The organism is Streptomyces sp. NPDC055239 (genome assembly GCF_053606205.1).
This window is the reverse complement of sequence record NZ_JBSGRD010000005.1, coordinates 409,866-431,664: the sequence shown is the minus strand read 5'-3', so window position 1 is coordinate 431,664 and position 21,799 is coordinate 409,866. Positions and strand designations below refer to the sequence as shown.

22 protein-coding genes are annotated in these 21,799 nt (G+C 71.1%); 13 read left to right on the top strand and 9 right to left on the bottom strand.

Features of this window, described 5'->3' with window-relative positions; genetic code table 11:
- Positions 1–29: 29 nt before the first annotated feature.
- From ACWFRJ_RS20175 to ACWFRJ_RS20160, 4 genes are all read right to left on the bottom strand, one after another.
- Positions 30–533: a DUF5949 family protein gene (locus ACWFRJ_RS20175; protein ID WP_453532222.1), complete on the bottom strand. Its 504-nt coding sequence runs from the start codon at positions 531–533 to the stop codon at positions 30–32.
- Between the two features lie 278 nt (positions 534–811).
- Positions 812–1,093 (bottom strand): hypothetical protein, encoded by a 282-nt coding sequence (locus ACWFRJ_RS20170; protein WP_453532219.1) that lies wholly within the window; start codon positions 1,091–1,093, stop codon positions 812–814.
- A 266-nt stretch (positions 1,094–1,359) separates the two neighbouring features.
- Entirely contained in the window at positions 1,360–2,061 is a 702-nt protein-coding gene (locus ACWFRJ_RS20165; protein ID WP_453532216.1) for a hypothetical protein, read from the bottom strand.
- Between the two features lie 198 nt (positions 2,062–2,259).
- Entirely contained in the window at positions 2,260–2,499 is a 240-nt protein-coding gene (locus ACWFRJ_RS20160; RefSeq protein WP_453532213.1) for a chaplin, read from the bottom strand.
- Between the two features lie 346 nt (positions 2,500–2,845).
- Here ACWFRJ_RS20160 and ACWFRJ_RS20155 point away from each other — a divergent pair, with 346 nt between their 5' ends.
- From ACWFRJ_RS20155 to ACWFRJ_RS20115, 9 genes are all read left to right on the top strand, one after another.
- Complete coding sequence (locus ACWFRJ_RS20155) at positions 2,846–3,949, top strand: DUF3344 domain-containing protein (RefSeq protein WP_453532210.1); 1,104 nt, start codon at positions 2,846–2,848, stop codon at positions 3,947–3,949.
- A gap of 36 nt (positions 3,950–3,985) precedes the next feature.
- A complete protein-coding gene (locus tag ACWFRJ_RS20150; protein WP_453532207.1) occupies positions 3,986–5,143 on the top strand; it encodes a glycosyltransferase in 1,158 nt (385 codons plus the stop codon).
- Positions 5,140–6,624: a sugar transferase gene (locus tag ACWFRJ_RS20145; RefSeq protein WP_453532204.1), complete on the top strand. Its 1,485-nt coding sequence runs from the start codon at positions 5,140–5,142 to the stop codon at positions 6,622–6,624. The genes ACWFRJ_RS20150 and ACWFRJ_RS20145 overlap by 4 nt, the downstream gene beginning before the upstream one ends.
- A 98-nt stretch (positions 6,625–6,722) precedes the next feature.
- Positions 6,723–7,988 (top strand): O-antigen ligase family protein, encoded by a 1,266-nt coding sequence (locus ACWFRJ_RS20140; protein ID WP_453532423.1) that lies wholly within the window; start codon positions 6,723–6,725, stop codon positions 7,986–7,988.
- On the top strand, positions 7,985–9,637 hold the full coding sequence (murJ, locus tag ACWFRJ_RS20135) for a murein biosynthesis integral membrane protein MurJ (RefSeq protein ID WP_453532201.1): 1,653 nt from the start codon (positions 7,985–7,987) through the stop codon (positions 9,635–9,637). The genes ACWFRJ_RS20140 and murJ overlap by 4 nt, the downstream gene beginning before the upstream one ends.
- Positions 9,627–10,427, top strand: a complete 801-nt coding sequence (locus tag ACWFRJ_RS20130) for a polysaccharide deacetylase family protein (protein WP_453532198.1) — start codon at positions 9,627–9,629, stop codon at positions 10,425–10,427. Before murJ ends, ACWFRJ_RS20130 begins: the two co-directional genes overlap by 11 nt.
- Positions 10,424–11,563, top strand: a complete 1,140-nt coding sequence (locus ACWFRJ_RS20125) for a glycosyltransferase (protein WP_453532196.1) — start codon at positions 10,424–10,426, stop codon at positions 11,561–11,563. The genes ACWFRJ_RS20130 and ACWFRJ_RS20125 overlap by 4 nt, the downstream gene beginning before the upstream one ends.
- Positions 11,563–12,234: a lipopolysaccharide biosynthesis protein gene (locus tag ACWFRJ_RS20120; protein WP_453532194.1), complete on the top strand. Its 672-nt coding sequence runs from the start codon at positions 11,563–11,565 to the stop codon at positions 12,232–12,234. The genes ACWFRJ_RS20125 and ACWFRJ_RS20120 overlap by 1 nt, the downstream gene beginning before the upstream one ends.
- Positions 12,235–12,239: 5 nt before the next feature.
- Positions 12,240–13,370: a GNAT family N-acetyltransferase gene (locus ACWFRJ_RS20115; protein WP_453532191.1), complete on the top strand. Its 1,131-nt coding sequence runs from the start codon at positions 12,240–12,242 to the stop codon at positions 13,368–13,370.
- Positions 13,371–13,386: 16 nt separating this feature from the next.
- On the opposite strand, the gene ACWFRJ_RS20110 is transcribed toward ACWFRJ_RS20115, so the two are convergent.
- Positions 13,387–14,667: a glycosyl hydrolase gene (locus tag ACWFRJ_RS20110; protein ID WP_453532188.1), complete on the bottom strand. Its 1,281-nt coding sequence runs from the start codon at positions 14,665–14,667 to the stop codon at positions 13,387–13,389.
- A gap of 130 nt (positions 14,668–14,797) precedes the next feature.
- Between ACWFRJ_RS20110 and ACWFRJ_RS20105 the strand changes: the two genes are divergently transcribed.
- On the top strand, positions 14,798–16,078 hold the full coding sequence (locus ACWFRJ_RS20105; RefSeq protein ID WP_453532185.1) for a carboxylate--amine ligase: 1,281 nt from the start codon (positions 14,798–14,800) through the stop codon (positions 16,076–16,078).
- On the top strand, positions 16,071–17,342 hold the full coding sequence (locus ACWFRJ_RS20100) for an FAD-dependent oxidoreductase (protein WP_453532182.1): 1,272 nt from the start codon (positions 16,071–16,073) through the stop codon (positions 17,340–17,342). The genes ACWFRJ_RS20105 and ACWFRJ_RS20100 overlap by 8 nt, the downstream gene beginning before the upstream one ends.
- A gap of 255 nt (positions 17,343–17,597) precedes the next feature.
- On the opposite strand, the gene ACWFRJ_RS20095 is transcribed toward ACWFRJ_RS20100, so the two are convergent.
- From ACWFRJ_RS20095 to ACWFRJ_RS20085, 3 genes are all read right to left on the bottom strand, one after another.
- The gene (locus tag ACWFRJ_RS20095; RefSeq protein WP_453532179.1) at positions 17,598–18,554 is read right to left on the bottom strand and encodes a chaplin; all 957 of its coding nucleotides are present in this window, start codon (positions 18,552–18,554) and stop codon (positions 17,598–17,600) included.
- 97 nt (positions 18,555–18,651) lie between these two features.
- On the bottom strand, positions 18,652–18,909 hold the full coding sequence (locus ACWFRJ_RS20090) for a chaplin (protein WP_453532176.1): 258 nt from the start codon (positions 18,907–18,909) through the stop codon (positions 18,652–18,654).
- 208 nt (positions 18,910–19,117) lie between these two features.
- Entirely contained in the window at positions 19,118–19,528 is a 411-nt protein-coding gene (locus ACWFRJ_RS20085) for a rodlin (protein ID WP_453532173.1), read from the bottom strand.
- Positions 19,529–19,733: 205 nt separating this feature from the next.
- On the opposite strand from ACWFRJ_RS20085, the gene ACWFRJ_RS20080 reads away from it, so the two are divergent.
- Positions 19,734–20,144: a rodlin gene (locus tag ACWFRJ_RS20080; RefSeq protein WP_453532170.1), complete on the top strand. Its 411-nt coding sequence runs from the start codon at positions 19,734–19,736 to the stop codon at positions 20,142–20,144.
- 102 nt (positions 20,145–20,246) lie between these two features.
- Here ACWFRJ_RS20080 and ACWFRJ_RS20075 read toward each other — a convergent pair whose 3' ends face one another.
- Complete coding sequence (locus ACWFRJ_RS20075; RefSeq protein WP_453532167.1) at positions 20,247–20,396, bottom strand: hypothetical protein; 150 nt, start codon at positions 20,394–20,396, stop codon at positions 20,247–20,249.
- Positions 20,397–20,818: 422 nt separating this feature from the next.
- On the opposite strand from ACWFRJ_RS20075, the gene ACWFRJ_RS20070 reads away from it, so the two are divergent.
- Positions 20,819–21,709, top strand: a complete 891-nt coding sequence (locus ACWFRJ_RS20070; RefSeq protein WP_453532164.1) for an LCP family protein — start codon at positions 20,819–20,821, stop codon at positions 21,707–21,709.
- Positions 21,710–21,799: the final 90 nt, after the last annotated feature.

The window sequence follows — 21,799 nt, the reverse complement described above, 5'->3', positions numbered from 1 at the left end:
CAGTCGCGTGCGGGCCCTGTCGGCGGCTCCTAGCCGCGCAGGCTCTTCGCGGTGAGTAGGCAGTGCGCGGCGTTGGTCATGGTCTCCTCGGCGCCCGCGAACGCCTGGAGGGCCTCCTCGGCGAGCGGGACCCCGGGCTTGGCCTCGGGCCAGGGGCGCGTGGTGAACATGAAGTAGGCGTGTCCCCGCTCGCCCACCGCGACGAGCCACTCCGGCGGTACGACGCACTGCGCGCTGAGGTAGGGCATGTTCAGTGCCGCTTGGCCGGCCTCGACGAGGAGGGTGACGGGCAGGCTCGGGTTGCGGGAACTCTCCATGACGGGGCCGCCGATGGGGAGCCCGTTGTTCCGCAGCAGGGCCTCGATGGCCGCGGTCGCGCCCTCGGGGCCGCCTTCACCGTCGCCCAGCGAGTAGGCGAGCAGGAAGGGCATGTCCTTCTCGTCCTCGGGGTGTTCACCACTCCACGAGACCACGGTGAGGGTGCCCAGATCGGCGGCTCGGAAAGTGCGGGTTTCGCTCGATGTCGAGGTCATCCCGGAACCGTATCGATGCTTTTGGGTGTCTCGGGACCGGTCGTCACTTGACTGGGTGAGTGCGGGCGAGCGATCACACGATCGGGGCACGCGCCGGTCGAACTCCGGGGCCCCTCAGTCGAACTGAGCGAGAGAGACGAGAACCGAGAACGCCTGAGGGCCGGTTCCGCAGTATGCGTCTGCGGAACCGGCCCTGGGGGTTCAAGGCGTCGCGTCCAGGCTGCCGGGGACGTCGGGCGAGCGGACAGCCGCGCCCTCGGCGGTGGCCGGGGAGAGCCCTACTGCGAGAGGGGAAGTCCGCCGAGCAGCTTGCCGGCGCCGCCACCCGCGTGCAGGTCCTTCGCGGCACCCGACACGGTGTTGACGACGGAGTCCTTGTTCTTGGTGTCGAGGGCGTTCGTGGCCAGCGGGGCCGCGTCCAGGTTCTGCGTCTGGCCGGCGATCGTGTCGACTGCACCGTTCAGGCTGGTGGGCGTGAGGTCGGCGGCGAAGGCGGGTGCGGCGACACCAGCGATGACCATGGATCCGGCAACGACGGCGGCAGCCTTCAGGGGCTTCATCGTGTTCCTTTCTTGGGCGACGGGCGGTCGCCAGAGGGGATTTTCACTTCTCCTTGGGTAACGAGCGCTGTGTACGCCGGAAACTCTGTGCGGCGGAAATTCCCGGAACCCACCCGAACGAAGGCGCTGTCTCATTCTCGTATGAGATGGACGCGCCGACGGTGCAAAGGGCCGTTGCGGCGGATGGCGGCGCGGCCGGCAATGCGGACGTGAAATGCCCGTCGCGCCGGCCAAAAAGGCCGACGCGACGGGCATGTGGCCGAAGCTCAGGAAAGCGCCGGTGCCTGGGGCAGCGCCGCCGGTCCCGCCGGCAGCTTGGGCAGGGCGGGCAGCCCTGCCAGGTCGGGTTTGGGAAGGCCGCCGCCGAGCAGCGTGGCGGCGACGAGGTTGACGAGGCCGGTGAGCACGGGCGGAATCGCGGCCGTCACCTTCGTGACGTCGCCGCCGGTGGCCGCCTTGACCAGGGCGTCGACCGAGGCCTGCAGCGCCTTCAGGGCGTCGGCCTTCGGGTCGGCCACCGCCCTGTTGCCGTCCGACAGCGCCTTGGGGAGCGCCGGGGCTTGCGGGAGCGCCGGGGTCTGGGGGAGCGCGGCGGTGTCCGGGAGCCCGGGAGCAGCCGGGGTCTCGGGGAGCGCGGGCGCCTTGGGGGCCGCGGCCGCGGCCTTCGCGATGGCGTCCTTCACCGGAGCGGCGAGCTTCGTGGCGTCCGCGGCGGGCAGTTGGCCCTTGTCGGCCTTCAGCACGGCGGTGAGCAGATCGGTGACCGGCGTGAGCACACCACCGGCGTCGCCCAGCGTCTTGGCCTGGGCGAGCAGTGCGTCAGCCTCGGGGACCGGCGCGCGGGCCGCCTCCTGGGAGCTGCCGTGGGGGGAGTCGCTCCCGGCCGCCATGACGGGGCCGGCCGTCCCGAGGAGGAGAGAGGTGCAGAGGACGGTTGTCGCGATACGCCGTACGGGCAGAGCGCGCATGGGTGTTCCCTTCGGTGATGCGTGGTGATGCGTCGGATCTTGTCTTCACCGTGGAAGCGGTGGACACCGGCCGCAACCGAGCGACTGCCATTCGGGGCATGACGGCCGTTCACGGGACGCGCGGGAACACTCGGGAACGCACGACGGCCGTCCTCCTCGGGGGAGAACGGCCGTCGCTCAGTGCGTGCTGCCGAGGTGTCAGCTGTTGACGCAGGTGTTGCCGAACGCCGGGTTCAGCAGACCGATGACGTCGACGGTGTTGCCGCAGGCGTTGACCGGGATGTGGACCGGGACCTGGACGGCGTTGCCCGAGATGACACCGGGGGAGTTGGTGGCGGCCCCCTGGGCGCCGGCGTCGGCGGCGGCGATGCCGGCGCTGCCGGCCATGGCGGCCACGGCAACGGTGGAGAGGGCGAGGGCCTTCGCGGTACGCGACATGGAGAGTTGCTCCTTGGTCTGTTGATGCATCAGCAGGGCGGTGTGCCCGGCCCATGGATCAACGGAGTTCGCCCGCAGGGGTTGTGGGCCCAAAAGGGTGATCTGCTGGCGCGGGGTTCACGCGACGGCCCATCGGCCCGTGCTCCTGGCGGTCCGGGAGCGTTACTCACTTCACGATTCCGACACACTTGTCAGCCTTCCTGGATTAATACAGAAAGCGGCTAGTGTTGCTCTCCTCCTGAAGTCATTTGAAAGAACAAGTGCGGGAAGTTACGGGTCAAGTGTGACTGTCGCATTTCAATTCTCCCTCCTGGTGCGGAACCTTTCGCGAAAGGGCAACGCCGTCATGCGTAATTCCCTGCGCCCGCGTCTGCGTAGCTTGACGCTGTGCGCCATTTCCCTGGCGGTCGTCGTCGTGCCGGGCGGTCACTCGGTTGCCGCGCCCGCGCCCCCCGCCGCCGCCGAAGCGGGGAGCATCGAGTTCGCGCAGCGCTATTACGCCCTCCAGCACGGCGGAATCACCCGCGCGGCCAACACGGCCATCACGTGCCGGAAGCCGATGGCCGCCCGCGCGGTGTCGTGCCCTTCCGCCCGCAGCGGTGAGGCGGCCGCCAACAACGACTTCGACATGTTCTACGTCGATGTCGACAAGGACCCGAACACCTACAACTCCAGCCGCTCAGAGGTCCGCATCCCACCGGGCTCCCGGGTCTCCTACGCGCGTCTGTACTGGGGCGGCAACCTCCGCGTCGGTGAGCAGAAGCCGCCCAAGGACAACGGCAAGGCCCTGATCGCCGAACCCGGCGGCAGCTACAAGCACGTGAAGGCCGACACCCTGGTCGGGCACCGCACCGCCAACGGAGCGGACGCCTTCCAGGCATCGGCGGACGTCACGCCGCTTGTCGAGTCCGGTGGCGAGGGGCTCTACACCGTCGCGCAGGTCAACGTGGCGATGGGGCACTCCAAGGCCGGGGCATGGGGCGGCTGGACGCTGGTCGTCGCGTACGAGAACGAGGCCGCGCCGCTGCGGCACCTGACCGTGTGGGACGGCTTCGACTCCTTCGACGCGAACCGGCGCAGCCATGCGATCAGGCTCCGCGGCATGCCGGTCCCGGCCCGCGCGAAGGGCAGCGTCGGCATGGTCGCGTACAACGGCGACCGCGGAACGGCCGGCGACACGCTCACCGTGTCGACCGACCGGAGCAGGCCCCTGCGGCTCTCCGACGCGGCGAACCCCGCCCGCGACGTCATGAACTCGACCATCAGCGAGCCGGGCAGGCAGATCGCAAGGACGCCCGCGTACGCCAACACCCTCGGCTACGACTCCGACATCTTCCGGCTCGACGGGGCCCTCAAGGCCGACCGAAAGGGCCTGCTCATCCGACTTGCCTCGCAGCGAGAGTCCGCGTGGGCCGGAGTGCTCTTCGCCGCTGTGGACGCGAAGCGGTAGCGCATCACCTTCTTCCCCCTGAGCAAGGCGCCGTGCATGCAACTGTCATCACCTGACCACCGGCTGAGCGTCCTTCACGTCGCGCAGCCCGTCGACGGCGGAGTGGCCCGTGTGGTCACCGACCTGGTGAGGTCCCAGCTGTCCGCCGGGATGCGGGTCGACGTGGCGTGCCCGGACGGCGGCGGCTGTCTGCCGGATGCCGTACGGGGCCTGGGCAGCGGCATCCACAGATGGGCGGCGACCCGCTCCCCGGGGCCGGGTCTTCCCGGCGAGGTGCGGCGCATCGCCCGCATCGTCGACGAGCTGCGGCCCGACATCGTGCACGCCCACAGCGCCAAGGCCGGGCTCGCCGCCAGGATCGCCCTGCGCGGCAGGGTCCCCACGGTGTTCCAGCCGCACGCCTGGTCCTTCGAGGCGGTCGGCGGCGTGACCGCGCGCCTCGCCCTGCGCTGGGAGCGCTTCGGGGCCCGCTGGGCCACGCACGTGATCTGCGTCAGCGAGGCGGAGCGGCTCACCGGGCAGCGGTCCGGGATCGACGCACGCTGGTCCGTCATCCCCAACGGGGTGGACGTCGCGCGCTTCCGTCCCGTGGCCGCGCAGGCGGCGCGGGACGCCCTGGGGCTCTCCGGGCAGGCGCCCCTGGTCGTGTGCGTGGGGCGCCTGTGCAGGCAGAAGGGGCAGGACGTCCTGCTGCGGGCCTGGGCCGCGGTCACCGAGCGGATGCCGGACGCCCGGCTCGTCCTCGTCGGGGACGGACCCGACGGACCCGGACTCCGTGAGCGGGCGCCCGCCTCCGTGCGGTTCGCCGGGGACGTCGCGGACGCCACTGACTGGTACCGGGCGGCCGACCTCGTGGTCCTGCCGTCACGGTGGGAGGGCATGGCACTCGTACCCCTCGAGGCGATGGCCTGTGCCCGCCCCGTGGTGGTCACCGATGTGGACGGCGCGCGAGAGAGCCTGCCGCCCGCACTCGTGCCCCACGGCCTTGTTCCCGCGCAGGACCCGGCGGCGCTCGCACGAGCCCTCGTCGCGCTGCTCGGCGATCCGTCCCTCCGCGAATCCCTCGGCCGTGCGGCGCACCGCCACGTATCGAACACCCACGATGTGCGGCACACCGCGGACGCTGTCGCGGCCGTGTACCGCGAGCTACTGGGCGTGGGGCCCATCAAGTGCAGGGAGTCCATCAACCCGTGAGTGCGGAACGAACTGTCACCACCCCTGCCGCGCAGCCACGGGCGGCCGACCAAGCCATCGCCACCGCCTCGGTCATCCCTCCCCGCGGGGCCGGGAGCGGCCGCAGGACGAGCATCGCCTGGGGATCATCGGCACGCCGCTCATCGGCGGCCTTCCCCCTGTTCGCCGTGGACTGCACCGCCGCCCTGCTCGGCACCGTGCTGCTCACCGGGCCGCAGCGCCACCCCCTCCTCGTGGTCCTGCTCCTGGCCGCCGTGACCGGCCTGAACGCGCGCGCCGCGCTGTACCGCCCGCTCGTCGCGCCCCGCGCGCTCGACGAACTCCCCTCGCTGGCCTGGCAGGCCATGCTGAGCTGGTGCGCCGTGGGGCTCGTGGCCGCGAGCTTCTCCGCCCTGAGCCCGCTCTCCCTCACCACCGCGTGCACGGCGGCGGCGCTCCAGAGCGTGCTGTGCTGCACGGGCCGCGCCGCCCTGTACTGGTGGGCGCGAAGATCGGCGCTTCGGCAGCCCCGCCCCGCCCTGGTGGTCGGCCCCGGCGCCGTCGCCCGGCGCGTCGCGGAGGCGGTCCTGCGCCATCCGCAGGCCGGGGTGCGGCCCGTGGGCATCGTGGGCGACGCGCCCGCCGGGCGCACGGAGACGGAGGGCGCCGAACTGCCGGTGCTCTCCACCATCGAGGAACTGCGCCGCGCGGTCATCCAGAACGCCGTACGCACCGTCCTGGTCGTCGGGCCGACGCCGGGCCCCGAGCAGATCGGATGGCTGCGGGGGCTGAGCGGCTCGGGCTGTGACGTGTGGGCGATCGACGCGACGCAGCCGCCGGGTTACGACGCGCCGGGGCGCCAGTCCAGGTCGGGGCAGCTCGCCGGGTTCCCCTGCCGCGCGCTCGTGCCCGCACGGCGCAGGCACTTCAGCCTCAGCAAGCGCGCCCTCGACCTCGTGACCTCAGGCCTCCTGCTGCTGCTCATCAGCCCCGTGCTCCTCGCGTGCGCCGCCGTCCTGCGGGCCACCGAAGGACCCGGGGTGATCTTCCGTCAGGAGCGCATCGGCAGGGACGGGCGGCTGTTCACGCTCCTGAAGTTCCGCACGCACCGCCCCGCCGACCCGCACGAGGCGGCCACCCGGTGGACCGTCGCGGGCGAGCAGCGCATGAGCCGGTTCTGCCAGTTCCTGCGCCGAACGTCGCTCGACGAGCTTCCCCAGCTGTGGAACGTCTTCCTCGGCGACATGAGCCTGGTCGGCCCGCGCCCAGAACGCCCTTACTTCGTCGGCCAGTTCAGCCAGAAGTACCCCGGCTACGCGGAACGCCACCGCATGCCGACCGGCATCACCGGGCTCGCGCAGATCCAGGGCCTTCGCGGTGACACCTCGATCGAGGACCGGTGCCGGTTCGACAACGCCTACATCGACAACTGGTCGTTCTGGCAGGACCTGTGCATCCTGCTGCGCACCGCCGCCTCTCTCGTACGTCCGACGGGGAGCTGACGCGGGTGAACGGTGCCTCGATCACGCTCTTCCCCGCGGGCTCACCGGCCGCCGCACTGGTTTCGGCACTCCGGAGCGCCGGACCCGTACTGCCGGTCATGGCCGTGGTCGCCCTGCTCGCGATGCCCGTGCCGCCGCACGACGGCGGCTCCGGAGGCGGCACGATCGCCGACGCGGCCTCCGCGGTGGTGGTGCTCTGGTGCGTGGCCCGCACCGTGCGCGGGGCGACCCGCCCGCTGACGCGGACCGCCGCCGTCGTACTCGGCCTTCCGGTGATCGGCATCGCGGTCGCCGCGGTCGGCGCGAGCACCGTGTCCGCCGGGATGACCGGCCTGGTGCGCTATCTGCAGATCTTCGTCCTCGTACCGGCCGCGATCCTGGTGCTCGTCCGCGACCGCCGCGACTTCCGCCTGGTGGCCTGGTCCCTCATCGGCCTCGCCCTCTTCCAGGGCTCGCTCGGCGTCTATCAGTACGTCACGGCGACGGGCGCGAGCTACATGGGCTCGGACGTCAGGGCCGTGGGGACCTTCGGTCCGACGGACGTCATGGGAATGGCGACCGTGGTGTCCTACGGAGTGGTGTGCGCCCTCGCTCTCGCGCTCGGTCCCGCCTCCTCGAAGCAGCGTCAGGCGGCCCTTGTGTGCGCGCTGCTCCTCGTCGTGCCGCTCGCGCTCTCCTTCAGCCGCGGCGCCTGGATCGCCACCGTCGTGGCGTGCGGCGCGCAGTTGGGGCTCGCGGGGGTGCGCCGCGCACTGCGGGCCCTCGCGGTCGCTGCTGCCGCCGCCGTCGTCCTCGTGGGCGGCTTCGGGATCGGTACGCAGATGCTGCAGGAGCGGATCACCAGCATCACGCAGGTCACCGACGCCCCCGACCAGTCGGTCACCGACCGGTACACGATGTGGGCCGCGGCGGTGGACATGTGGCGTGACGAGCCGGTGTCGGGCGTGGGGCTCAAGGCCTTCCCCGATTACCGCGACAGCCACGCGTCGCTGGCCCTCTCGTCGGCCAGCGACGTCGGAGGGGCGGGCGCGCAGTTCAGCCGCCAGCCACTGCTCTCCCCGCACAACATGTATCTGCTCGTCCTCGGCGAGCAGGGGCTGCTCGGCCTGTGCACGCTGGTGGGCAGCTGGGCGGCCTTCCTGCTGCTCGGCCTGCGGCGTCTTGCCCGGGTGCGCGGGGGCGCGGGCGTGGACTGCGCGTTGGTCGCCTGCGGTCTTCTCGTATGGCAGCTGGTGGACTTCTCGTACGCCGACATCGGTGGTCCCTCGACGGTGTTGATGGCCGTGGTCCTGGGGCTCGTGGCCTGGTGGGCGCTGTCGGGGCGTGCGCTGTCGGCGTCGGCCTCCGGGGAGGTCCCGCGATGAGCTCGACGACCCACTCCGTTGACATCGACCCGGTCGGCAAAGTACCCGCGCCCGCCGTCGAGGCCGGGCCCGTCAAGGGATCCGACCCCTCCAACGGCTTTCTCGCCAAGGCCGCTCTGATCACCGCGGTCCTCACGGTGGCCGGATCGGTGCTCGGGCTCGTGCGCGACCAGGCCCTCGCCCACTTCTTCGGGGCGGGCTCGGAGACCGACGCGTTCCTCGTCGCGTGGACCGTCCCCGAGCTGGCCACCACGCTGCTCATCGAGGACGGCCTCGCGTTCGCCCTCGTCCCCGCCTTCAGCATGGCGCTCGCCCGCCGGGGCCTCGGCGCGCGCCGCGATCCCGTCCGCGCCCTCGTGGCCGCGTCGCTGCCGCGTCTGATGCTGGCATCCGGTGCCGTCGCGCTGCTCCTGATGGCAGGGGCGCCGCTCCTGGTGGAGGTCCTCGCGCCGGGTCTGCCCGACCCGCGCCTCGCCGTGGACTGCACCCTGCTGACCGCCACCTGCGTCTTCACATTCGGCCTCGCCGGGTACTGCAGCGCGGCGCTGCGGGCGCACCGCCGGTTCGTGGCACCGGCCGCCATCTACGTCTTCTACAACATCGGCATCATCACCGCGGTGTTCGTCCTCGCCCCCCGCTACGGCGTCCGCGCAGCGGCCCTCGGCGTCGCGGTCGGCGGCGTACTCATGGTCCTCGTCCAGGCCCCCTCGCTCTGGCGCCAGCTCACCCGCGACACGGCGGACGTGCCGCACGAAGGGAAGAAGGACGGCTCGGCCCCGGCGCTGATGGGCACCACCCTCATCGCCACCGTGCTGCTCTTCGCGCTGTGCAGGCAGTCGCAGGTGCTCATCGAGCGCTTCCTGGCGTCCTCGCTGCCCGCCGGAGCCATCTCGCACCTCAACTACGCCCAGAAAGTGGCGCAGGTGCCGATGGTCCTCTCCCTGATGCTGTGCACGGTCACGCTCCCCGTCGTCGCGCGGGCCCTGGCCGAAGGGGACGTCGAGCGGGCCAGGTCGCGGGTCGAGCGGGATCTGGGTCTCGCCGGTTGCGTGGTGCTTCTCGGCACCGCCGTCGTCATCGCGTGCGCGCCCCAGTTCATCCAGATCCTCTTCCAGCGGGGCGCGTTCACGGCGCAGGACACCGTCGCCACCGCCGCCGTGATGCGCGTGTACGCCCTGGGGCTCCTGGGCCACACGCTGGTGGGGGCGCTCGTGCGCTCCTACTTCTCCGGTGGGCGCGCCACGTGGTTCCCGCTGGGCGCGATGGCGGTCGGGGTCGCGTCGACCGCCGGGATCGGCAACTGGGCGGTCGACCTGTGGGGCGTACGCGGCATCGCGCTCGCCAACGCGGCAGGGATCAGCGTCACGGCGTGCGTGCTGCTGTGCGGGATGGGTCCGCGCAATGTGCCGATCCGGGTCCGCCGGGTCCTTGCCGAGCTGGTCAAGCCGGTGGCCGCGATGGTGTGCGCCACCGGGTTCGGCGGGGCCTTCGCGAGCCGCGTCGAGTCACCGTTCATCGCCTTCGCCGTCGGTTCCTCGACCGTCGTCGCCGTCTTCGTCCTGGTGCTCTGGGCCCTGAAGGCGCAGGCCTTCGAGCCCGTCATCCGTTCCGTCACATCCGCCACACGGAAGCTCTGGCATGCCCGTTGACACAGCACTTGGTGAGACCTCCCGTTCGCTGCGCACACGGCACTGGCTGCCGCAGGCGCCGATGTGGGTGGCGATGTACCACTCCGTGGACAACTGCGCGGACGACCCGTACAAGATCACCGTCTCGCCCGAACGCCTCGCCGCCCAACTGCGGTGGATGCGGCGGCAGGGTCTTCGCGGGGTGAGCATGACGCGGCTGCTCACCGCGCGTGCCCGTGGCGAGGGGCGTGGTCTGGTCGGCCTCACCTTCGACGACGGGTACACCGACTTCGTCGACCACGCCCTGCCGCTCCTGCACCGCTACGGCTTCGACGCCACCGTCTTCGTGCTCCCGGGCCGCCTCGCCGGTGACAACGCGTGGGACCCCCTGGGCCCGCGCAAACCGCTCCTGAGCGCGGAGGGCATCCGCCACATCGCCGCCGAGGGGATGGAGGTCGCCTCGCACGGTCTGACGCACGTGGACCTCACCCGGGCGGACGACCGGCTGCTGTGGCAGGAGACCAGCGGCAGCCGCAGCGCCCTCTCCGACCTCATCGGCCGCGAGGTGGAGGGCTTCTGCTATCCGTACGGCACCGTGGACCAGCGCGTCGCCGACACCGTACGGGCGGCGGGCTACCGCTACGCCTGCGCGATCTCCCCGGGCCCGCTGACCGGCGTCCACGCCCTGCCCCGCGTCCACATCGGGCAGGAGGACACCGCCCTGCGGCTCCAGTTGAAGCTGCGGCTCAACCGCCTGCGCCGCCGTACGGTCCGCGAACCGGCGGTGCGCGAAACGGCGGTGGCCGAATGAGGGCCCTGCACATCATCACCGGCCTCGGGGTCGGCGGCGCCGAGCAGCAACTGCGGCTGCTCCTGCGCCATTTGCCCGCGACCTGCGACGTCGTGACCCTCACCAACCCAGGGCCGGTCGCCGAGGGGCTGCGGGCCGACGGAGTGCGCGTCATCCACCTGGGCATGTCCGGCAACCGCGACCTGGGCGCGGTGCCCCGCCTCGTGAAGGTCATCCGCGGGGGCGGGTACGACCTCGTGCACACCCACCTGTTCCGCGCCTGCCTGTACGGGCGCATCGCCGCACGCCTCGCCGGGACGCGCGCGGTCGTGGCCACCGAACACTCGCTGGGCGACTCGCAGATGGAGGGCAGGCCGCTGACGGCGGGCGTCCGCGCGCTGTACCTGACCGGGGAGCGCCTGGGGCGGGCCACGGTGGCGGTGTCCCCGTCCGTCGCCGAGCGCCTTGGCCGGTGGGGGGTGCCCCGGCAACGTATCCACGTCGTACCGAACGGCATCGACGTGGAGCGGTTCCGTTTCGACCCGCGGGCCCGGATCGCCGCCCGCCGTCAACTGGGGTTTCCCGAGGAGGCGTTCGTCGTCGGCGGGGTGGGCCGCCTCGCCGCGGGCAAGCGTTTCGACGTCCTGCTGCACGCGGTGGCCGCGCTGCCCGGTGACGTACGCGTACTCCTTGTCGGCGGCGGCCCCGACGAGGAGAGGCTGCGCGCGACGGCGGACCGGCTCGGCGTCGCGGACCGGGTGGTGTTCGCGGGGGAGCGGCCCCATCTCTCCGCTCCGTCCGGTGAGGGGGCCGACCTTCCGGCGCTCCTCGCCGCCATGGACGTCCTCGCCTCGCCGTCGCCCGAGGAGGCCTTCGGCCTCGCCGTCGTGGAGGGCCTCGCCGCCGGTCTGCCGGTGCTCTACGCCAGGTGCCCCGCCGTCGAGGACCTCCCGCCGGGCGAGGCCACCGGCGCCGAGCGCGTCACGGGCGACCCGGATTCCTTCGTGCGGGCGCTGCTTCGGGTCCGGGCGGCGGGGCCGCAGCCGCGCCTCGCCACGGCGGCCGCCCACCGCTACAGCATCACCCGCAGCGCAGCACAGCTGATGCACGTCTACGAGGCAGCTGCCTCCGGCTCGACCCCGAGAGTGAGTTCCTGATGACCGAAACCCTGAGCAGGCGGCTTCGTCCGGCCGGTCACCCGGCCCCGATGCTCGCCCGCGTGAAGCGACTGCCCGTGTGGTGGCTCCTGCCGGCGGGTGCAGTGATCGGCGCCCTGACCGGCGGCCTGTACGGCGCGGTGAAGACCCCCGAGTACACCGCGACGAGTTATGTGATCGCGGTCCCGCAGAAAGACTCCGACCCCACCGCCGCCCTCGGCTTCGCCACGGCGTACGGCCGGGTCGCCACGCAGCTCGCGGTGCTCGGCGACGCCCAGGTGGAGTCGGGCGTCTCGGCGCAGAAGCTGCGCGAGAGCGTCCAGGCCGCCACCTCGCCCGACGCCCCGATGATCTCCATCTCGGCGTCCGCGGCCCAGCCCGGCAAGGCGGCCGACATCGCCAACGCGGTCTCACGCTCCCTGACCAACAACGCGAACCACACCAAGGAGAGCACGAAGGTGCGCCTCCTCCAGCTCTCGCGCGCGGTCAAGCCCGAGGCTCCCGCGTCGGCGGCGGCCCCCATGACCGCCCTGGTGGGCGGCTGCGCGGGAGGCCTGCTCGGCGGGCTCGCCCTCCTCGTGCGCCCCCGGCGCGGCGCGGGCGGCGATGACGGCGCACCGGCCACGGTGCCGGGCCCCGCGCAGTCCGCCGACGTCAACAGGGAGAGGTGATGGGGATGACGGACACCATCGCAACTGCCGAAGCCACCCTGACCGTCGAACTCTGCACGGACGAAGGGGAGTTCGGGAGTCTCGCCGGAGAGTGGGCCCGGCTGCACCGCAGGTGCCGGACGGCGACGCCGTTCCAGAGCCACGCGTGGCTGCACTCGTGGTGGCTCTCCTACGGAACGCGCGGGCGGCTGCGCGTGGTCCTCGTACGCAGAGGTGGCGAGCTGATCGCCGCGGCGCCGCTGATGCGCGTGCACGTACCGCTCCCGGCGCTCGTGCCGCTCGGCGGCGCGATCTCCGACTTCAGCGATGTGCTGCTCGACGACGAGTTCGCCGACGAGGCGGCGGACGCACTGGCCGACGGACTTTCGGAGCTGGCCCGCGGCGCGCTCATCGACTTCCGCGAGGTCCGGTCAGGAGCCGCCGTGGAGCGCATCTACGCACGCTGGCGCGGGCCCCGGCTCCGCCTCGTCGACTCGCTCTGCCTGGAGCTGCCCGCCGCGTCGATGGAGGAGCTGCTCGGGCGGCTGCCCGCACCACGGGCCCAGCGGGCGCGCGCCAAGATCCGGAAGATGGACGCGCTGGGCGTCAAGCGTCGGATCGTACGGCACGACGAGGTGGACGCGTCGGTGCGCACGCTCCTGCATCTGCATCAACTCCAGTGGCAGGGACGCAAGGTGACGTCCGAGCACCTTCAGCCGCGGTTCTCCGAGCACCTGATCAGGTCGGTGGGGCTCATGGTCAGGGTGGGCGACGCGGTGGTCACCGAGTTCCGGCTCGACGACGCCGTGGTGGCGGCCGATCTGACCCTCCTCTCGCCCCATCTGGTCGGCGGCTATCTGTACGGGGCACATCCGCAGCTGCGGGAGCGGAAGGTGGACGTGGCGACGATGCTCCTGAACGCCTGCACGGAGCATGCCGAGGGCGACCGGAGCCGCGTCCTGAGCCTCCTGCGCGGCAACGAGCCGTACAAGCACCACTGGCGCCCCGAGGAGGCCACCAACCACCGGCTCCTGCTCGCCCGCAGGCGCACCGCCCCCGTGCTGCGGGCCGCCGCATGGGACGCGGCGGCCCGCAGCCGGGGCAAGGAGTTCCTGCGTAGGCGCAAGGAACGCCTTGAGCGCCAGGAGCGGTCCTGATCAGGGCCGCTCGTACTCAGGGCCGCTTGTACCAGTCAAGGCGCATGCACAGCTTGCCGCCCATCCAGTACTCGGCCCAGTCGCCCAGGTTCAGCGGCGTGCAGTTCGGCGGTGTCGTCGGCGTGGTCGGCTTCGTCGGCTCCGGAGTCGGTTCGGTGTCCTTGCGGCCGAAGAGCAGGGAACGGTAGGCCTTGGACGACTTGGGGTTGTCCTCGCACTGCCACACGCCGTGCGGGCAGTAGTCGGTGACGGTGTTGTACAGCGGTTTGTGCTCGTCCATCCAGGCGAGCATTTTCCGCATGTACTCCTCGTTGTCGCCGTTGCGGAAGAGGCCCCACTCCGGATAGGAGATCACCTTTCCGTGCTCCTTCGCGAATTCCACGTGCTGCTTCAGGCCGTACGGCTCGCTGACCTGCCGGGCGAAATCAGTTCCCGTCGGCTGGTCGTACGAGTCCATGCCGATGATGTCCACGACGTCGTCGCCCGGATAGCACTGGGTCCAGGGAATGGCGTCCCGGCCCCTGTTCGGCGTGAAGTCGAACTTGAACTTCTGGCCCGGCACCGAACGCATCGTCGTGATGATGCGCTTCCAGTACTTCTTCCAGGCCTCCGGGTCGGGACCACAGCGATGGGTGTACGTGGTGCCGTTCATTTCCCAGCCGAGCACGATGACGGTGTCGGGCACCTGGAGCTTCACGAGCCGTTCGGCGAGGGCGCGGTAATGCTCGTCGAAATCGCCCGCCGCGCCCCTGCGGAGCAGCGAGCGGACCTCCGTGTCGCCGACGTGGTCCTCGTTGCGCTCCATCATCGGGACGTTGAGCACGAAGAGCCGGTCGTCCTTGGCGCGCCGCCAGTCCGCCCAGCTCTCCAGGAAGTTCGGCGCCCCCTCGATGTTGCTCCACCGGTCGCCCGGCAGGTAGGTGTGCCCCACGCGCAGCTCGGCGCCGCCCAGCCATTTGCTGAGTTCGGCCATGCGCTCGACGCCCTTGGGCCCGTAGTCGAGGTAGGCGCCGAAGGCCGGCTTCTTGTCGGCGTCCGGGGCCGAGGGACTGGCGGGGGCCGACGGGGCGGCCGGGGTCTCTGGACTGGCCGGGGTCACTGGGGTGGCCGCGGAGGGGGACGGGACGGGCACCGCCGTCGGAAGTCCGGGCAGTGCGGGCAGGCCGACCGGTGGCTCGGGGTCCTGCCCGGCTCCCCACGCGTAGCCCGGTCCTACGGCGAGCGCTGCCGATACGACGATTCCGCCGGCAATGAATGCCAGCCGTTTACTGGTGCTCTGGCGTCTCTGCAAAGCCATGGCCGCTCCTCATGCTGCTCCTCCATCTACTGACACTCAGTCATATGTATTTCTATTGCGCCAATCGAGCCCCTAATCCTCTGGGCGTGCCCATCGCCCGCATGGGGGATCGAATTGAGAGGATTTGGCCGTGCTCACTCTTGATACCCGGGTCCCCGCGGTTCTGCTGCGGATCGACCGGAATCCCTTTCATCACGGCACACTCGGAGCTGTTCGGTCACTCGGCCGCGCGGGAGTGGAGGTACATGTAGCGGCTGCGGATTCCGCGAAGAGCCCGGTGCGCAGATCCCGCTATCTTCATCAGACGCACCCTCCGCCCCCGCCGGGCGCGTCTCTCCAGGAAATCGCCGCCGTCCTGCGCCGCATCGCCCGCAGGGTCGCCCGTCCTTCCGTTCTCATTCCGATGGACGACGCGGGCGCCCTCGCCATCGGGCGCCTGCAGAGAGAACTCGCCGACATCTATCTCCTGCCGGACCAGGCGGGCGGGCTCGCGGAACGGGTGGCCGACAAGGCGACCCTGGCCCAGCTGTGCGCGGCGACCGACATTCCCCACCCCCTGACGCTCCTGCCGGAATCACCGGCCCAGGCAGTCGCCGCCGTAGGGCGATTGGGGCTTCCCGCGGTGGCGAAGTGGAGCCGCCCGTGGCTGGTCCCTGCCGGGACGGACCTGCGCAGCACGGTCCTTGTGCGGTCGGCGAAGGAGGCCCAGGAGCTCTACCGGCGGAGCGAGGAGGCGGGCAGCCGCCTCCTGCTGCAGGCTTTCCTGCCCGACGGTCCGGGCCGCGACTGGTTCGTCCACGGATACGTCGACCGGACGGGCGTCGTGCGCGGCGGCGGCTCGGGCCGCAAGCACCGCTCCTGGCCGCGCGGCGCCGGCCTGACGGCGGTGGGCGAGTGGACGCCCGACCCGGACCTGCGGGCCGGCGTGGCCAGACTCGTCGACACGCTGGGCTACCGGGGCATCTTCGACCTCGACTTCCGGGTGGACTCCGCGACGGGTGAACCCTGTCTGCTCGACTTCAACCCACGGCCCGGCGCCCAGTTCCGCCTGTTCGCCGACGGGGCCGACCTGGACGTGGTGCGCGCCCAGCACCTGGACATGACACACCGGCCGCTGCCCGCCGCCGCCGTTCTCCCGGGCCGCAGGTTCGTCGTGGAGAACTACTCCCCGCTGACTGCCCTTCGCGTCCTGCTGACGGCGGGCCCCGCCGCCACCGCGGCACACCGCCGCGAGCTCGCCTGGCACGCCCAGGACGACCTGGCTCCCGCCCTCGCCATGTGGGTCCTTTGGTGTCGCCATGTGACGCGGCGCCTCATGGGCCGCCTGAGACGAAGGGTGCGCCCGACGGCTCCGGCCGTGCCGAAGACACCCGTATCCACGACGAGAGAGCGAGCAGTTGCTGATGTATGACCTGTTGGTTGTCGGAGCCGGGCCCTACGGGCTCTCCATCGCGTCGCACGCCGCCGGTGCCGGACTCGACGTACGCGTCTTCGGCAGGCCCATGGCGTCCTGGCGCGACCACATGCCGCGGGGCATGTTCCTGAAGTCGGAACCCTGGGCGTCGAACCTCTCCGACCCCCGGGGCCGCTACGGCCTCGCCGAGTACTGCAGGCTTGGCGGCACGGAGGCCCGGCACGGCGAGCCGGTCTCCGTGGAGACGTTCGCCTCGTACGGCCTGTGGTTCGCGCAGCACGCCGTACCGGACGTCGACGAACGGATGGTGGCGTCGCTCAGGGCCTGCCCCGGGGGGTTCGAGGCGATCACGGAAGACGGTCAGACCATCCGTGGCCGCACGGTGGCCCTGGCCGTCGGGGTGATCCCCTTCGTCGAGATCCCCTCGGCGCTGCTCGGGCTCGGCACGGAGCACGTCTCGCACAGCAGCCACCACCGGGACCTGGACCGCTTCCGCGGCAAGGACGTCACCGTGATCGGCGGGGGCCAGGCCGCCCTGGAGACCGCGGCGCTCCTCGCCGAGCAGGGAACGCGCGTGCGGGTGCTCGCCCGGTCGCCCCAGCTGAGCTGGAACACCGTCCCCCCGGCGTTCAAGCGCCCGTGGCGGGAGGCCGCCCGCGCCCCGCACAGCGGCCTCGGCTGCGGGTGGCGCAACTGGTTCTACTCGGAGGTGCCCGGCGGCTTCCGGCGGCTTCCCGAGGCCACCCGCGCCCGTATCTCGGCGTCGGCGCTCGGCCCGGCCGGGGCCTGGTGGGTGCGCGAGAGGGTCGAGTCACGCGTGGAGGTGCTGCTCGACCACGAGGTCGCCACGGCGTCGGTCGTGGCGGGCCGGGTACGGCTCGAGGTCGTGGGCGACGCGAGCGGCGGCGGCCCGGACTTTGAGACGGACCACGTCATCGCGGCCACCGGGTTCAGGGCCACGAGCGCGCGCCTCGGTCTGCTCGCCCCGGACGTGCGCGGCGGCCTGGCGGTGAACGCCGCCGGGGAGCCCTACGCCTCCGGGGACTTCGAGTCCTCGTACCCCGGTCTGTTCCTCGCGGGCCTGGTGACGGCGTCCAGCTTCGGCCCTGCCATGCGCTTCGTGCAGGGGGCGTCCTTCACGGCGGGCAGGCTGGTACGAGGGGTGCAACGGAGCCTGCGGCGGCGGCCGGTGAGTCCCGTGGTTCCGGCGCCGGTCGGTGGGCGCGAGCGCCGTACGCCCATGGGGGCGGTCAAGCACTGAGCGGCGATCACGGCTGTCGGAACTCGATCAGGTGACGCCGTCGGCGAACGGGTGAATCGGTTCTTCGCGGGCGGCGATCAGGTGGTGGACTCTTGTGTCATGGGACGGGCCTGGTTGCCCTCCGCCAGCCGTCGGCGTCTTCGCCGTAGGTCGGCAACACCCCCTAGCGGGCCGGCCCCCCTACCGTTCTGGCGGGGAAGAGACCCTTGGGTGTCTCTTCCCCGCCAGCGGCGTTTCCGGGCGTCCCAGCGAGTGCTAGCGACCGGATGAGGCGCGCCCGCGGCGGTACAGGATTCCCCCGCCGAGCAGCAGAGCGGCACTCGCCGCCGACGCGGCCAAGAGGTCCTGGTCGCTGCCGGTCTCGGCGAGCCGGGCGGAGGCGTGCGGCGCCGCGGGGGCGGCCACCGGCGCCTGACGGGCGGTCGAGGACGCGACGTGCTTCGGCGGCTGACCGGGCTGCCTCGGCTGGGGGACGGCGCGGTCGGTCGGCGGCTCGGCGGCCCGCGGAGGCGTCGGAGGCGTCTCGTGGGAGGGAGGCGTCTCCTGCTGCGGGGGCGTGACCGAGGGCGCTCCGTTGGCGCAGCTGTTGCCCATCGCCGGGTTGAGCAGACCGATCACGTCAACGGTGTTGCCACAGGCGTTGACCGGGACGTCTGCGGGCGCCTTCGCGTTGTTGCCCGCAAGGATGCCGGGCGACTGCAGGGCGTCGCCCTCGGCGAGCGCATGGGTGCCGGCGTTCGGGCCCGAGTGCGTGTCGGGGCGCGAGTCCGAGCGCGAGTCCGTGTCCTCGCCGTACCCGGGTCCGTTGTCCGCCTTGGCGCTCGCCCGCTGCTGCGGCGCCCGCTCCGGCGCCGCGTGCTTGGGTGCGGCGTGCTTGGGTGCCGCCGCTCGCTGCGGGGCACTCGCGTGCTCTGCGCTCGCGTGCTCCGCGTGCGCGTGCTCCGCGTGCGCGTGCTTCTTCGGGGCGGACCCGGTGTTCGCGCAGTTGTTGCCGAACGCCGGGTTGACCGCGCCGACCGCGTCGGCGCTGTTGCCGCAGGCGTTCAGCGGGACTTCCACGGGTGCCTGCACGCTGTTGCCCGACAAGATGCCGGGCGAACCCGCCGCGACCGCGTTCCCGTCCACGGCGAACGCGGTCGAGCCGGACAGGGAGAGGATGCTTGTCGCGGCGGCCGCGGTCGCGAGCATCCCTTTACCAATGGCCTGTCGCATGTAGTTGTCTTCCTCTGAGCAGTGGAAAGCCGGCCTTGGTGTGTCGAAGTGACGGTCCAAGGCCGGCCATGAAAAACAGCCTGGTGGCTGGGTGCTATCAGGTGTTGGCGCAGGTGTTGCCGAACGCCGGGTTCAGCAGGCCGATCACGTTCACGGTGTTGCCGCAGACGTTGACCGGAACGTGGACCGGGACCTGGACGAGGTTGCCGGAGAGAACGCCCGGGGACCCGACAGCCGCACCCTCGGCGCCGGCGTCGGCGAACGCGGGGGCCGCCATGCCCATGGCCATCACGACACCAGCGATGATCGTTGCGCTCTTCTTGTGCTTCACAGATGTTCCCTTCTCTGTGGTCATGCCGATCTGGCAGTCGAAACCGAGCGAGCACTTCTGTTTACGTCTCGCACCATGACCCGCAGTCTGCAAACGAGTTGAAGGGGCGGAGGAAACCATCAATCTCCGCCATTCGGAAAATTCACCCGAATTACCGCACTTGAAAATGCGGGAGCCCGGGCTGCCGGACCTTGGGGAAGGCGGGCAGCCCGAGCGGTCTCACACCTGTGGCTCAGCCGTTGGACTGGCCGTTGCCCGACAGGACCGGGATGTCGTCGAGGATGTGCGACAGCGGCTCGTCGCCCTTCGCCTGCGTCGAGTTCTCGGTGCACTGCTGGTTCTGCGGGGCCGACAGGATCGGGATGTCCTGGACGGCGATCGGCACGAGGCCGACGAGGGAGCCGACGTTCGCCTTGGCCGGGAGGCCGATGCAGGGCTTGTTGAGCGAGCCCTGGACGAGGGAGAGCTGGGGGCTCATGTCGCCGTGCGTGGAGGAGTTGCCGTACGCCTGCTCGGCGCCGTTGCCGCTCAGGGAGGTGGTGCCGTGGTCGTCACCGATGGCGCTGGCGGAGCCAGCCGCGGCAGCGGTCATGCCGACAACGGAAACGGCAACTGCCGCCGTGGCCATAGCCTTCTTCATCATTTTGCGTGTTCCTTTTCTGGCAGACACTCGAGTCACTGCCCACTGACCAACCTGTCGGAGCGAGTTTGGGTTTCGGGACTTCACTCGGTTGGGGGCTCATCCGGCCCACGTTGGGCCATCAGAGTGAATGGGAGCAACTAAGCGGTCGGCGTGGAGTTAATCAGAGCGCTCCGGCGAACGGGGTTTCTCCAGAAGGGAATTAGTTGTGATCAAGAAGGGTATGGCTGCAGCTGCGGTTGCCGTCTCCGTCGTCGGCATGTCGGCTGCCGCAGCTGGGTCCGCGAGCGCGATCGGCGACGACCACGGCACCACGTCGCTCAGCGGCAACGGCGCCAAGCAGGCGTACGGCAACTCCTCCACGTACGGCAACATGAGCCCGCAGATGGCGCTCATCCAGGGCTCGCTCAACAAGCCCTGCATCGGCCTGCCGGCCAAGGCGAACGTGGGCTCCCTCGTCGGCCTCGTGCCGATCTCGGTCCAGGACATCCCGATCCTGTCGGCCCCGCAGAACCAGCAGTGTGTCGAGAACTCCACCCAGGCCAAGGGTGACGAGCCGCTGTCGCACATCCTCTCCGACATCCCGGTCCTGTCGGGCAACGGCGCAGGCAACGGCTGATCTCCCACGCACCGCTCAGCGGGCCGCCGTTCACCGGCGGCCCGCTGTTGTGTGCGGTCTGGTTGTGTGCGGCCTGGTTGTCCGCGACCTCGGCCGGCTGTCTCAGCCCCGTGGCCAGTGATCGCGTGACATGAGGGCCGTCCACTCCTGGTCGGGGCGCCCCGGAACGGTCTTCCCCTGGCTCTGCCAGGAATCCTGCAGCGACGTGTAGATGGGATCCTCGACGCGGCGTTCCGGAGAGGTTCTGCTCACTGGAATGAGGATCTGCCGCTTCCATCGACGCTCGAAGTCAGCCATATTCCCTCGCCATTGACGGGCGTGTGTCGAGGCATCTGTTCCAGCTGCGGAATCCGGCGAAACCGACGGCTTAGGGCGAACGAGTTGTTGTTCGTGCGCGCCGCGGAGCTCCCGCGTACGGGGTGCCGTCGAGCGGTTTACCTTTTCTTCGTCCCGGTCCCCCCGCAGCGGAGATCAGCTTGCTCACTCACCTCTACTCACCGACCGGATCCCGGCGGGCGCGAAGGCTGCGTCTCGCCATTCCGGGAGTCCTTCTGATCGCCGCCGCCGCTGGAATGGGAAACGCCGCGGCACTGCCGCTTCCCGTCCAACGCGTCGATGTCTTCAGCGATATGAAGAATCGACCGGGCGGGGGAAGCGGTACGAATATCCTCCTGATGGGCACGGACGGCCGCGACACCATCACGCGGGAGGAGAAGCGCAAGTTCCACGCGGGTGGAGTCGCCTGCGACTGCACGGACACGCTCATGCTGGTCCATGTCTCCGAGGCACGTGACCGCGTCAGCGTCGTCAGCCTCCCCCGCGACTCCTACGCCGAGATCCCCGCGCACCGCGACGAGGCCACGGGCGAGGAACGCCCCGCACATCCGGGGAAGATCAACGGCGCCTATGCGGAAGGCGGCCCCGCGCTCTCCGTGCAGACGGTCGAGGGGATGACCGGTGTCCGCGTCGACCGGTACCTGCAGCTCGACTTCCGGCGCTTCATGGACAGCGTCGAGACGGTCGGAGGCGTAGAGGTCTGCACGCCCCGCGCCCTCAAGGACAGGACGACGAAGCTCGACCTCGCGCCCGGCAGCCACCGCCTCGGCGGCGGCCGGGCCCTGCAGTACGTCCGCTCCCGCCACGTGGACAACAGCGCCGACTTCGGGCGGATCCAGCGCCAGCAGCGCTTCCTGATCGGGGCGATGCGCAGCGTACGTACGGAGAACGTCCTGGCAGACCCGGGCAGGGCGGCAGAGCTGAGCCGGTCCCTCATCGGCTCGGCGCAGGTAGACCGGGGGTTCAGCACCGGACAGCTGCTGTCGCTCGCGTCGGACCTGGGCAAGCTCCCCGCTTCTTCCATGGAGTTCACCACGGTGCCGGTCGGCGGCTTCAACATGACGGTGAACGGCTCGCTCGAGTGGGACCGGGCCAAGGCCGACAAGGTCTTCGCCGCCCTCAGCGAGGACCGGCCCCTGGCGCCCGGCAAGTCCAAGGCCAGGATGGGCGATCCGCCGATGCACAACAGCCCGGCGACCGTCCGCGGAGACACCCTGGAATGCCGTTGACGGCCGTCTGATAACTAGGCCAACCGGATGGTCCGTCGCAACCATCGCCCCATCAGGCAGTTGATCATCATGCGGCTCTGCCAACGGAGC